The organism is Arthrobacter sp. UKPF54-2, assembly GCF_007858535.1.
Lineage (GTDB): Bacteria > Actinomycetota > Actinomycetes > Actinomycetales > Micrococcaceae > Arthrobacter.
Window position 1 is genome coordinate 2,528,914 of sequence record NZ_CP040174.1, and the last position, 12,756, is coordinate 2,541,669.

Annotated in this window: 11 protein-coding genes and 2 tRNA genes; 12 read left to right on the top strand and 1 reads right to left on the bottom strand. The window is 68.0% G+C overall.

Going from position 1 to position 12,756, the window contains the following annotated elements; translation table 11 throughout:
* The 10 genes from metG (at window position 1) to E7Y32_RS11680 (ending at window position 10,590) form a co-directional block, all read left to right on the top strand.
* The gene (metG, locus tag E7Y32_RS11635; RefSeq protein WP_146337254.1) at window positions 1–1,560 is read left to right on the top strand and encodes a methionine--tRNA ligase; all 1,560 of its coding nucleotides are present in this window, start codon (window positions 1–3) and stop codon (window positions 1,558–1,560) included.
* A gap of 381 nt (window positions 1,561–1,941) precedes the next feature.
* Entirely contained in the window at window positions 1,942–2,958 is a 1,017-nt protein-coding gene (locus tag E7Y32_RS11640) for a hypothetical protein (RefSeq protein WP_146337255.1), read from the top strand.
* Between the two features lie 88 nt (window positions 2,959–3,046).
* Window positions 3,047–3,796, top strand: coding sequence for a class F sortase (locus tag E7Y32_RS11645; protein WP_146337256.1), 750 nt, complete (start codon window positions 3,047–3,049; stop codon window positions 3,794–3,796).
* A 62-nt stretch (window positions 3,797–3,858) separates the two neighbouring features.
* A complete protein-coding gene (locus tag E7Y32_RS11650; protein ID WP_146337257.1) occupies window positions 3,859–4,911 on the top strand; it encodes a 3-isopropylmalate dehydrogenase in 1,053 nt (350 codons plus the stop codon).
* A gap of 131 nt (window positions 4,912–5,042) precedes the next feature.
* Complete coding sequence (locus tag E7Y32_RS11655) at window positions 5,043–6,155, top strand: branched-chain amino acid aminotransferase (RefSeq protein WP_146337258.1); 1,113 nt, start codon at window positions 5,043–5,045, stop codon at window positions 6,153–6,155.
* 273 nt (window positions 6,156–6,428) lie between these two features.
* Complete coding sequence (locus E7Y32_RS11660) at window positions 6,429–6,677, top strand: DUF1304 family protein (protein ID WP_261382425.1); 249 nt, start codon at window positions 6,429–6,431, stop codon at window positions 6,675–6,677.
* Window positions 6,674–7,489: an MBL fold metallo-hydrolase gene (locus E7Y32_RS11665; protein WP_146337259.1), complete on the top strand. Its 816-nt coding sequence runs from the start codon at window positions 6,674–6,676 to the stop codon at window positions 7,487–7,489. The genes E7Y32_RS11660 and E7Y32_RS11665 overlap by 4 nt, the downstream gene beginning before the upstream one ends.
* Window positions 7,490–7,499: 10 nt before the next feature.
* The gene (locus E7Y32_RS11670) at window positions 7,500–8,276 is read left to right on the top strand and encodes a fumarylacetoacetate hydrolase family protein (RefSeq protein ID WP_146337260.1); all 777 of its coding nucleotides are present in this window, start codon (window positions 7,500–7,502) and stop codon (window positions 8,274–8,276) included.
* Window positions 8,277–8,311: 35 nt separating this feature from the next.
* Window positions 8,312–9,859 carry a glutamate--tRNA ligase gene (gene gltX / locus E7Y32_RS11675; protein WP_146337261.1) on the top strand — a complete coding sequence of 516 codons (1,548 nt, stop codon included), beginning with the start codon at window positions 8,312–8,314 and terminating at the stop codon, window positions 9,857–9,859.
* Complete coding sequence (locus tag E7Y32_RS11680; RefSeq protein ID WP_146337262.1) at window positions 9,859–10,590, top strand: HAD family hydrolase; 732 nt, start codon at window positions 9,859–9,861, stop codon at window positions 10,588–10,590. Before gltX ends, E7Y32_RS11680 begins: the two co-directional genes overlap by 1 nt.
* Before the next feature lie 81 nt (window positions 10,591–10,671).
* Here the strand turns inward: E7Y32_RS11680 and E7Y32_RS11685 are convergent, their stop codons facing one another.
* The gene (locus E7Y32_RS11685; RefSeq protein WP_146337263.1) at window positions 10,672–12,060 is read right to left on the bottom strand and encodes a hypothetical protein; all 1,389 of its coding nucleotides are present in this window, start codon (window positions 12,058–12,060) and stop codon (window positions 10,672–10,674) included.
* 345 nt (window positions 12,061–12,405) lie between these two features.
* Between E7Y32_RS11685 and E7Y32_RS11690 the strand changes: the two genes are divergently transcribed.
* Window positions 12,406–12,477: transfer RNA gene (locus E7Y32_RS11690), tRNA-Gln, on the top strand.
* Between the two features lie 130 nt (window positions 12,478–12,607).
* Window positions 12,608–12,683 (top strand) — tRNA-Glu (locus E7Y32_RS11695).
* Window positions 12,684–12,756: the final 73 nt, after the last annotated feature.

Consider the following 12,756-nt stretch of genomic DNA (forward strand, 5'->3'; position numbering starts at 1 on the left):
GTGACGCCTTCCGAAAAAACCCCGTACTACATCACCACGGCCATCAGCTACCCCAACGGTGTGCCGCACATCGGCCACGCCTACGAGGTCATCGCTACCGACGCGATGGCGCGGTTTAAGCGGCTGGACGGCTACGACGTCTTCTTTATGACCGGCACGGACGAGCACGGCCTGAAGATGCAGCAGACGGCGGAGAAGGAAGGCATTCCGGTCAAGGAACTTGCCGATCGCAATTCGACGGCCTTCCGCCAGATGAGCGATGACCTGGGCATCTCCCTGAACCGCTTCATCCGCACCACGGACCCGGACCACTACGAGGCTGCCAAGGCGCTCTGGCAGCGGATGGAAGCCAACGGCGACATCTACCTCTCCAAGTACGCCGGCTGGTACTCGGTCCGGGACGAACGCTACTTCGTCGAGGACGAGACCGAGGTCCGCGACGACGGGCTCCGGTACGCCTCCGAGACCGGTACCGAAGTGACGTGGACTGAGGAGGAGAGCTACTTCTTCAAGCTTTCCGCCTACCAGGACCGGCTGCTGGCGCTCTACGCCGACCACCCGGAGTTCGGGGCGCCGCACAGCCGCTTCAATGAGGTCATCAGCTTCGTCAAGGGCGGGCTCGAGGACCTGTCGATCAGCCGGACGTCCTTCAAGTGGGGTGTCCCGGTGCCGGGCAACCCGGACCATGTGATGTACGTCTGGGTGGACGCGCTGACCAACTACCTGACCGGCGTCGGCTTCCCGGACACCGAGTCGGAGAGCTTCCGGAAGTACTGGCCTGCGGATGTCCATGTGATCGGGAAGGACATCTCGCGGTTCCACGCCGTCTACTGGCCGGCGTTCCTGATGTCCGCCGGGCTGGACCTGCCCAAGCGCGTGATGATCCACGGCCACCTGCACAACCAGGGCATCAAGATGTCCAAGTCGCTGGGCAATGTGGTGGCGCCCGCGGACTGGGTGGCGCAGTACGGCCTGGACCAGGTCCGTTTCTTCCTGCTCCGCGAGGTGCCCTTCGGCGCGGACGGCAACTACAGCCACGACGCGATTGTTGGCCGGATGAATTCGGACCTGGCGAACAACTTCGGCAACTTGGCGCAGCGTTCGCTGTCCATGGTGGCGAAGAACTGCGAGGGTGCCGTCCCCGTTCCGGGCGGGTTCAGCGCCGAAGACGCCGCGCTGCTGGGCCAGGCCAAGGGCCTGCTGGGCATCGCCCGCGCAGCATTCGAAAAGCAGGAGTTCAGCCGCGCGCTCGAGGCGATCTGGAACGTGCTCGGCGACACCAACGCCTACTTTGCCGAGCAGGCCCCGTGGGTGCTGCGCAAGACCGACGTCGAACGCATGAACACGGTCCTGTACGTGACCCTCGAGGTACTCCGGACCGTCGCGATCCTGGCGCAGCCGGTGATGCCCGCGGCTGCCGGAGCCATTCTCGACAGCCTGGGCCAGCCCGAGGGCGAGGCCCGCGATTTCGCCGCCCTGGAGACGCCGATCGAGGCCGGAACCGCACTGCCGGCGCCGTCGCCGGTGTTCCCCAAGTACGAGGAACCGGCGGAGGCCTGAGCCCGGCCGGAGGATGTCCGGCTCCACTGCAACGAGGTGGCACTTCACGGCAATGTTTTCCAAAACATTGCCGTGAAGTGCCACCTCGCGGCCGTTAACGGGGCGGTGGAGTTACTGGCAGGTAGTCAGCGGCTCCGGAACTGAGTACAGCCCGGGACAAGGGCGTAAGCGCCGTACCGATACTCGGGTACCAGTTACTCGGGACTGGGCCGCAGGCGCGAAATAGCCTGAAAAAGCAAGCGAACTGACGACAAATGCTGGGGAGTAACTGTCATCACACACTTCGCTCGTTGAGGTCTCACATAAATTTGCCGGGTCTCCAAGACGGTTACTCCGCGCTCGCGTCAGCTCTGACACCTGAGTTGGACGGAGGGGCCGAAGATGAAGAGAACCATTACAACGCTGGGGGTCGTGGGGCTGGGCGTCATGGGGGCCGCCGTCTCCGCAAACGCGGCGCCGCCGCATAAGATCACCATTTGCCACGCGACCAGTGCTGCTAGCAACCCCTACGTTGTCCAGACGGTCGACCTCGGCTCTCTCAAGGCGCACGCCGATGACACCCGGGACATTGTGCCGGTGAACTCGGGAGTCATATACCCCCACGGCCAGAACCTGTCGGAGGCGAACCTCGCCCTGCTGGCCAACAAGTGCGTTCCGACCACGGTCGTAGTTCCGCCGGGGGATTCGGGAGGCGGGACGGGCGACCCTGGTGGTGACACTGGTGGCAACCAGAACGGCGACCAGGGTGGCGGCACCGGCGGCGACCAGGGCGGTGACCAGAACGGCGACCAGGGTGGCGGCACCGGCGGCGACCAGGGTGGCGACCAGGGCGGTGACCAGAACGGCGACCAGGGTGGCGGCACTGGTGGTGACCAGGGTGGCGGCACTGGTGGTGACCAGGGTGGCGACCAAGGCGGTGACCAGAACGGCGACTCGGGTGGTGACCAGAACGGCGACCAGGGCGGTGACCAGAACGGCGACTCGGGTGGTGACCCGAACGGCGACCAGGGCGGTGACCACAGCGGCGACTCGGGCGGTGACCACAACGGCGACCACGGCGGTGACCAGAGCGGCGACTCGGGTGGCGACCAAGGCGACGGTACGGGCACCGATACGGGAGCCGCACCGGAGACGTCGACGGTGGTGACGCCGCCCGTCGCCGTGCGTCAGCCGGCTGCCGCACCTCACGCTTCACCTGCGCCCCGCCAAGCCGGCGCCGGTGTGCCAGCCGCCAAGCCGGCCAAGGTCAACGTGGGCTACAACGTCCAGACCGCTGTGGGCTCGCAGGCCCCCGACGGCGTCCCGGCCTGGCTGTTGGGCCTGACCGGCCTGTTCGCGGCAGGATCCGGGGCGGTGCTGTGGCGGGGCGGACAGCGCGCCCGGAAGGTCACCGGCTAGGAAATCCGTTATCCGGGGCGGGTGCTGCGCAGGCGGCACCCGCCCCGATCCTTAAGGTTCCGCAGCTTGCCTCCCAGCAGGAGAAACCATGGCCAGCCACCGCAAGACGCCCCGGTTCCGGGCAGCCGGCAACCGCGGGCTGCTGCTGAGCGCAAGGGACATCCTCGTCCTGGCGGTCTGCGCCCTCGGTATAGTGGCCGCCTGGCTCACCTACGGCGCAGGCGTCATCCCCGACGCCGGAGCTGCCGCCGTCGGGCGGGATTCGGGAACTTCAACCCCGGCGCCCCCGCACCAGCAGTCCGGCGGGCCGGCCGCGAAGGCTCCGGTCGTACTCCCGGCAGGGGCAGCCGCGGCAGGAAAGTCCGCTGCACCCGCAGTGCCGGTTCTGCCCGCCGCCTCCGTCCCGCTCCGGATCTCGTTTCCCGCGGCAGGCATGGACGTTGCGGTGCACCCGCTGGAACCTGGCCGGGATGATACGGAGAGCCGGAGCATCGTACCGCCGGAAACCAAGGACGGGTACTGGCTGGCACCTTTTGGAACCCCCGGCGCGGGCTCGACGAACACCACCTACATCGTCGGCCACAGCTGGCTGGACCAGGATGCCCCGTTCAACCACCTGAGCACACAGGCCGCCCCCGGGGACGTGCTGACGGTGACCACGGCTACGGGCGTCCTCCGCTACCGGGTGGATTCGGTCACCACCTACTCCAAAGCGACACTCAAGGACAGCGGCGTATGGGAAGCCGTGGCCAACCGGCTGGTCCTGATCAGCTGCTACACGGAGGACCCGTGGGGCCGGAACGTGGTGGTGGTCGCCTCGCCGCTGAAGGGAAGCTGAGCAAGTGTTCGAATAATGAGACGGATTGACCAGCATGCGGATGGCTTGGCTACGCTGAAATCATGAGCGCATCCACCATTGATCTGGCCGTCATTCCCGGCGACGGCATTGGCCCCGAGGTCACCGCCGAAGCCCTGAAGGTCCTCGAGAAGGCCGCCGCCGCCGAGGGCATCGTGCTGCAGCAGACGCACTACGAGCTCGGGGCCGCGCACTGGCTGGCCACGGGGGAGACCCTGCCCGAGCACACGCTGGCCGACCTGCGCACCCGCGACGCCATCTTGTTCGGCGCGGTGGGCGCCGCCCCCGATGACACCCGCATCCCCTCCGGCATCATCGAACGCGAACTGCTGCTCAAACTGCGCTTCAGCCTGGACCACTACGTCAACCTGCGGCCCTCGAAACTCTATGCCGGCGTCGGCAGCCCGCTGGCGAACCCCGGCGAAGTCGACTTCATTGTGGTCCGCGAGGGCACCGAAGGACCCTACGTGGGCAACGGCGGCACCCTGCGCGCCGGCACGCCGCATGAGGTGGCGACCGAGGTCTCGCTGAACACCGCCCACGGCGTGGAGCGCGTGGTGCGGGACGCCTTCCGCCGCGCCAACGACCGGCCCCGCAAGAAGCTGACGCTGGTGCACAAGCACAACGTCCTGGTCTTCGCCGGGCACCTCTGGAAGCGGACCGTGGAGGCCGTGGCCCCGGAGTTCCCGGAGGTCAGCCACGACTACCTGCACGTCGATGCGGCCACGATCTTTATGGTGACCGACCCTTCGCGCTTCGACGTCATCGTCACTGACAACCTCTTTGGCGACATCCTCACGGACCTCGCCGCCGCCGTCACCGGCGGCATCGGCCTGGCCGCGTCGGGCAACATCAACATGGACCGCACCGCGCCGTCAATGTTCGAACCGGTCCACGGCTCGGCCCCGGACATCGCCGGCCAGCAGAAGGCGGACCCCAGCGCCGCCATCCTCTCCGCCGCGCTCCTGCTGGACCACCTGGGCCACGCCGCGGCCGCCCGGAAGGTCGAAGCGGCCGTCGCGGCCGACGTCGAGGCCCGTGACGGCAGCTTCCGCAGCACCGCCGCGATCGGCGACGCCATCGCAGCCGCCCTCTAGGAGCCACCCCCTGGACGCCACCACGGGCGGCCGTGGCAACGGGCGTAAGCTTGTTTTCGAATCACCAACATGCTGCCGTGGTCCGAGGATGAACCACGTTCACACACCAGGCAGCCGACCGTGGAGGAACCATGACCCAGACTGCCCATGGCGTCGAATTCACCCAGCGGCTCTCGGCGACCCCGAAGTCCGCGCAAGAGCGTGAAGCCATCCTGGCCAACCCGGGATTCGGCGACTATTTCACCGACCACACCGCGATTGTCGACTACAGCGTTGATGCCGAGGGCAAGGGCGGCTGGCACGACGCGCGGATCGAGCCCTACGGTCCCATCATGCTGGATCCCTCCGCGGCCGTCCTGCACTACGGCCAGGAAATCTTCGAAGGCCTCAAGGCCTACCGCCACGCCGACGGCTCCATCTGGACGTTCCGGCCCGAGGCCAACGCGGCCCGCCTGAACAAGTCAGCGCGCCGGCTCGCCCTCCCGGAACTGCCGGAGGAATACTTCCTGGCGGCGATCCGCGAACTCGTCTCCGTGGACCGGGACTGGGTCCCCTCCGGCGACGGCGAAGCCCTCTACCTGCGCCCCTTTATGATCGCCACCGAGGCGTTCCTGGGTGTCCGGGCAGCCCGCGAGGTCTCCTTCCGCGTGATCGCCTCCCCGGCCGGCAATTACTTTGGCGGCGAGCTGAAGCCGGTATCGATCTGGATCTCCCGCGAATACGCCCGCGCGGGCCGCGGCGGAACCGGCGCGGCCAAGTGCGGCGGCAACTACGCCGCCTCGCTGATCGCCCAGCAGGAGGCCGAGGCCCACGGCTGCAAGCAGGTCCTGTTCCTGGACCAGTTCAACGACAACGCTGTCGAGGAACTCGGCGGAATGAACGTCTTCTTCGTAATGAAGGACGGCTCGCTGGTCACCCCGGCGCTCTCCGGCACCATCCTGGAGGGCGTCACCCGCTCCTCCGTGATCCAGGTGGCCCGGGACATGGGCCGCGAAGTGACCGAACGCAAGATCACCCTCGATGAGTGGCGCGACGGCGTCGCGACCGGCGAGATCGCCGAGGTCTTCGCCTGCGGTACCGCCGCCGTGATCACCCCGATCGGCATCCTCAAAGACGCCACCGAATTCATCGGTTCCGAGGACGCCACGGCGGGGGAGACCACCATGGCCATCCGCGAACAGCTCCTCGGCATCCAGACCGGCACCGTCGAGGACACCCATGGCTGGCTGACCCGCCTCGCCTAGTCCGCGCTGACCCCCGCCGTCCAAGAGGACGGTCCAGTACGACGGCGGCCCGCACCCTCCGGTGCCGGCCGCCGTCGTCGTCGGCGAACACTGCGGGGGTCCGGAAGTCCCTGTTCCCGTGCCGGGCGCGAGGGCAGAATATCGCCATGACTGGGCTGGTGCAGGTGCTGGGCATTGTCTTCGGGATTGTGCTGATCGCCGTCGGGATCCTGGAAACCTTTTTTCTACCGCGACCAGCGCTTCTACCGGCTGTTTCTGATCAAGCCGGACGACGTGCCGGCCGTCCGGATGTGGACCTTCAACCTCGGCTTCTACAACATGATTTGGGGCATCGGCGCAATCATTGGAGCGCTCCTGCTGACGGGGACCGAGCCCGCGGCCGGGCGGGCGCTGCTGCTCTTCACCGCTGCGGGCCATGTGATCCTCGGCGTTATCCTGGTCCTCTCCGAGCGGCGGCTCTGGGCCAGCGCCATCGCCGAGGCACTGCTGCCGGCAGTCATTGTTGTCCTTCTGCTCCGATGAAGGCCCCGCGGTGGGAAGATGGAAGGGTGATTCCCGACGATGCCCGCGCCCTGGTCCGCAGCACCGAGCTGACGCGCTTCCGCCTGGCCCCGAACCCCGGCCCGATGAGCCTGCACGGTACCAACTCCTACGTGGTCGCCGCCCCGGGCTCGCCCAACGTCGTCGTCGTGGATCCCGGACCCCTGGACGAGGAGCACCTGCGCGAGCTGACCGAATACGGGGCCGTGGAACTGATCCTCATCACGCACCGCCATGCCGACCACACCGCGGCCGCCGCACGGTTCTCCGAGCTCACGGGTGCGCCGGTGCGCGCCGCGGATCCCGCGCACTGCCACGGGGCAGAGCCGCTCCGGGAGGGTGAGGTGCTGCACGCCGCGGGGGTGGAAATCCGGGTGCTCGCGACGCCGGGCCACACCTCCGATTCGGTCTGCTTCCACCTGCCGCAGGACGGCGCGCACGGAGCCGTCCTCACCGGCGACACCATCTTAGGTCTAGGCACCACCGTCCTGGACTACCCGGACGGCACACTGGGCGACTACCTCGACTCGCTGGACCGGCTGGAGAGCCTCGGCCCGGCCACGGTCCTGCCCGCCCACGGGCCCATGCTGCCTGCGCTGGACAGCATCGTGCGCGCCTACCGGGACCACCGGCAGGACCGCCTCGCCCAGATCCGCGCCGCCCTCGCTGAGCTCGGCGCGGAAGCCGGCGTGCAGGACGTGGCGAACGCCGTCTACGCCGCCGTCGACCCCGCCGTCCGGCCGGCAGCGGAGCTGTCCGTCGCGGCGCAGTTGGAGTACCTGCGCGGGCGGTAGGCTTGGAACCATGCGTATCGCCCGGTTTGTAGTCGATTCTGATCCCATGTACGGCATTGTTGAGGGCCAGCCCGGCAGTGAGGAAATCACTGTCATCAACGGTGACCCCTTCTTCCACGGTGTGGAACGTACCGCCGTCAAGCACAAGCTGGAGGATGTCCGCCTCCTCGCGCCGATCATCCCGCGCAGCAAGGTCATCGGCGTCGGCCGCAACTTCGTGGAGCACGCCCACGAACTCGGCAACGAGGTGCCCGCGCAGCCGCTGCTCTTCCTCAAGCCCAACACCTCGGTGATCGGCCCCAACGATCCGATCATCCTGCCGGAATTTTCCGAGGAGGTCTCCTTCGAGGCCGAGCTGTGTGTTGTGATCGGCCGGATCTGCAAGGACGTCCCCGAGGAACGCGTCGACGACGTCGTCTTCGGCTACACCTGCGGCAATGACCTCACCGCCCGGGACGTGCAGAAGACCGACCTGCAGTGGGCCCGAGCCAAGGGCTTCGACACCTCGGCGCCGCTCGGCCCCTGGATCGAGACCGAGCTGGACACCGAGGACCTGCAGATCCAGGGCCGGCTCAACGGCGAACTCCGCCAGGACGGCAGCACCAGCCAGATGATCCGCGGCGTCCGCGAGCTCGTGTCCATCGTCTCGCAGGCGTTCACCCTGCTCCCGGGCGACGTCATCATGACCGGCACCCCGGCCGGCGTCGGCCTGGTCCAGGCCGGTGACCGCTTCGAGGTCGAAATCGAGGGCATCGGACGCCTCTCCAACCCGGTGGTCCGCCGCTAGGGCAATGCCTAGGGCGCGGTAAAGTTGGTACCACTATGACTACTCCCACCGCGCCCGACGCCGTCTCCAGCACTGCCACCACGGAACTGACCCGTGAAGCCACCCGTGAAGTCACCGCCGAAACCCCGGTCCGGGTCCGGTTCTGCCCGTCACCGACCGGCACCCCGCACGTCGGCCTGATCCGCACGGCGCTCTTCAACTGGGCCCACGCCAAGCACACCAAGGGCACCTTCGTCTTCCGCATCGAAGACACCGACGCCGCGCGTGACTCGGAGGAGAGCTACCAGCAGCTGCTCGAGGCCCTCAAGTGGCTCGGCATCAGCTGGGAAGAAGGCGTCGAAGTGGGCGGCCCGCACGAGCCCTACCGCCAGTCGCAGCGCCTGGACCTCTACAAGGACGTCGTGGCCAAGCTCCTGGAGGCCGGCTACGCCTACGAGTGCTACTCCTCCCCGGAGGAGGTCGAGGCCCGCCACCGCGCCGCCGGCCGCGACCCCAAGCTCGGCTACGACAACTTCGACCGCGAGCTCACCGATGAGCAGCTGGCCGCCTTCAAGGCCGAGGGCCGCAAGCCGGTGCTGCGCGTGCGGATGCCGGACGAGGACGTCACCTTCACCGACATGGTCCGCGGCGAGATCACCTTCAAGGCAGGCAGCATTCCCGACTACGTGATCGTCCGCGCCGACGGCTCGCCGCTCTACACCCTGGTCAACCCGGTCGACGATGCGCTGATGGGCATCACCCACGTGCTGCGCGGCGAGGACCTGCTGTCCTCCACGCCACGCCAGGTGGTGCTCATCCGGGCGCTCATGGACATCGGCGTCGCCAGCTACCTGCCGGTGTTCGGCCACTTGCCCTACGTGATGGGCGAGGGCAACAAAAAGCTCTCCAAGCGTGACCCGCAGTCCAACCTCTTCCTGCTCCGCGACCGCGGCTTCATCCCCGAGGGCCTGCTGAACTACCTGTCCCTGCTTGGGTGGAGCCTCTCCGCCGACGAGGACATCTTCACCGTGGACCAGCTGATCGAGCACTTCGACGTCAACGACGTGCTGGCCAACCCGGCCCGCTTCGACATCAAAAAAGCCGAGGCGATCAACGGCACGCACATCCGCATGCTCGACGCCGAGGACTTCCGCGGCCGGCTGGTGCCCTACCTGCAGGCCGCCGGCCTGGTGGGGGAGAGTTTCACCGCCCGCGAGGAGGAGATCCTCGCGGAGGCGGCGCCGCTGATCCAGGAGCGCATCTCGCTCCTCGGCGAAGCCCCGGAGATGCTGGCGTTCCTGTTCAAGGCCGACGACGCGATCGACGTCGCCGACGACGCCCGCAAGGGCCTGCCGGAAAACCTCACCGAAGTCCTCGACGCCGCCCTGGCTGCCTTGGAGCCCCTCGCGGACTGGACCGCCGAGACCATCCAGGCTGCCCTGAAGGAGGCCCTCGTCGAAGGTCTCGGTGTGAAGCCGCGGCTGGCCTTCGGGCCCGTCCGCACGGCCGTCTCGGGCCGCCGGATCTCCCCGCCGCTGTTCGAATCCATGGTCATCCTGGGCAAGGATTCGTCCCTGGCCCGGCTGCGCGCTTTCCGCGGCTGATGAGCGGCGGGGCTGGCTCCGGCGTCCTTGCGGCGGGGCTCGACGGCATCCGCGGGGTGCTGTTCGACATCGACGACACCCTGGTTGACCTCGAGTTCGCGATGACGACGGCGCTGCGCGACGTCAGCGAGCACCTCCTGCCGGGCCTCGACGAGGCCGGCTGGGAACGCTTTGGGCGGATTTTCACGCGCGAGACGACCCACTTCTACGACCGCTACCTGGCCGGCGAGCTGAGCTTCAACGAACAGCGCCTGCTGCGCGGCCGCGCCGCTCTGGGGCACTTCGGCGTGGAACTGGAGGAGGGCGAACAGGCCCACCACTGGGTCAGCTCCTACGCCAGCCTCCAGCACAGCTACGTCCGCGCCTTCGATGACGTGGCACCGCTGCTGGACGCCCTCGACGCCGCCGGCGTCCCCTACGGCGCCGTGAGCAACAATGTGCACGACTACCAGCGCGTGAAGCTGGACGCCGCCGGGCTGCGCCGCATCGGCATCCTGGTCGGCACGGACACGGTCGGCGTGCCCAAGCCGGATCCGGCGATCTACCTTGAAGGCGTGCGCCGGCTCGGCACCGGCCCCGGCGAAACGCTCTATGTCGGGGACAACAGGCTGCTCGACGCGGAAGGTTCGACGGCGGCCGGCCTGCTGGGCGTCTGGCTGAACCGCGGCGGCGAACCGGCCCCGGGCTTCGCCGGCCGCGAGGTCTCCTCGCTGCTGGACCTGCTGGCCTGACGCTGCAGCATCCGAGCCCACTCACAAGAAACGGCCCTGGCGGCGGAGGTGACTCCGCCGGCAGGGCCGTTTGTGGGTCGGCTAGGCCGTTTTCTCTGCCAGCCGGCGGTTCCGCAGGGCCAGGAACGCCCCGACGGCGCCAAGGCCCAGCAGTGCCACGAGACCCAGGGCCACCGCGGCGTCGGCCTTGACCATGTTCGACGGCGAGACTGCCGCCGCGCTGGAGTACAGCGTGCCGGTGCCGGCGGCAATCTTGGCGTTGCCGTCGGCCAGCTTCTCGGCGCCGGTGGACAGCTGTGATGAGCCCGAGGCCAGCTTGGTGTTGCCCTCCGAGAGCTTCGACGCGCCGGAGGCCAGGGCCGTGGAGCCGTTCAGCAGTCCCGGGTTGGCCGGATCGGCGGGATCACCCTTGATGCCGGTGTTCAGGGCTTGGGTGCCGTCGGCGAGCCGGGAGCTGCCGTCGGTCATCTTGGCGGTGGCCTTGAGCAGGCCGGGGTGCTCGGGGTCGCCGGGGACGCCGTCCATGCCGACCCGGATCTTGGCGGTGCCCTCGGCGAGCAGCGCGGTGCCCATGACCACACCCGGGCTGTTGGGGTCGCGGCTGTTCAGCTTGCCCGCCAGGGTGGCGAACCCGGCTGTGAGCTTGCCCGTGCCGGCGTGGAGCTGGCCGGCGCCGGCGTTGAGCTTGGCGGCCCCGGCCTGGAGCTGGGAAGCCCCGGCATCCAGCCGCTGGGCGCCGGCAAGGATCTTGGCGATCTTGTCCTTGACCACTGCAAGCGGGACGGCACCCTGGATGGGATCGTTGGCTGCCGCGTAGAGCTGCTCCATGGCCTGGGCGAGCGCAGCGGTGCCGGTGCCGGCAGCGGGGTCGTTGTTCGCCCCGCGGTAACCCTTCAACTGGTCGGTGCCGGCAGCCAGCTGGCCCGTGCCCGCCTCCAGTTGACCGGCGCCGGCGTTGAGCTGGGTGGCGCCGTCGGCCAGGTTGTTCTCGGCGTTGCCCGCGGCGGTGGGGGTGAGGGCAGCGGAGAGCTGCACGGCCCCCGCGGCGAGCTTCTGGGCGCCGTCGTCCACCTTGTACACGCCGGGGGCGAGCTTGTTATTGACGTCCGTTTCGATCTTTACCGCGCCCGTGGCCAGCGCACTGGCGCCCTCCTGGAGCCGGTCCGCGCCCGGGGCCAGTTTCCCGGCGATGCCGGCGTGGATCTTCTCGGCCCCTTCCGAGAGTTTGCCGGCGCCGGCGTCGGCCTGGCCCGCGCCGGTGGCGAGTTTGCCGGCGCCGTCCTTCAGTTGCTGGGCACCGGCGGCGGCCTGCCCGGCGCCGTCGTTGAGCTTGGCGGATCCGTCCGTGATCCTTCCGGTGACCAGGGTGTAGAACCCCAGCAGCGCTATCAGCAGCAGGGCCAGGACGGCGATGGCAATCTGTTGCGCTCGGGTGCGGGTCGGGGCGGTGGCGGCACGACTCTGTGACACAGGTTGTTCCTCTCGACGATCTCGCCGGCAACGGCTCTGCTGCCGGCCCCCCAAATTGTGATGCAGCTAACATCCGGAAATGGACGTTGTTCCGCCCTCAACTGGGTGGGGGAGGAGTTGTTACTCGTTGGTAACTTACCGAGCGTAAACTTGGCGGCGCCGGATTGGCAAGGGTTTTCCGGGAGAAACCGGCAAAACCCGGTCCCCGCAAGGGGCGGTGGGGCCGCTAAGGCTGGCGGGGAGAGCCCGATTTGTGCCGGACAGAAGTCTCGGGTAAAGTAATTACTCGTGCTGAGGCGCTGGGAGTGCGGGTTTGGACCTGCGAAACCGGCCCGAAAGTTCCATTGGGATATGGTGTAATTGGCAACACTACGGTTTCTGGTACCGTCATTCTAGGTTCGAGTCCTGGTATCCCAGCTCTGAAAAAACCGCGGATTTCCGCGGCGGATCAGGGGTTCCGAGCCGGCCACGCCGATTTGGAACACGTGCCGGGTTTATGAAATACTGACTTGGCTTGAACGGCAGAAATGCTGTTTGGAAAGTGCTTGGCCCCATCGTATAGCGGCCTAGTACGCTGCCCTCTCACGGCGGTAACGCGGGTTCGAATCCCGCTGGGGTCACCATCAAAACGGTCCCGGGCATCAGCCCGGGACCGTTTTTGTTTTCCGCCACCGCGCCCCGGGCGCACCGCGCGCG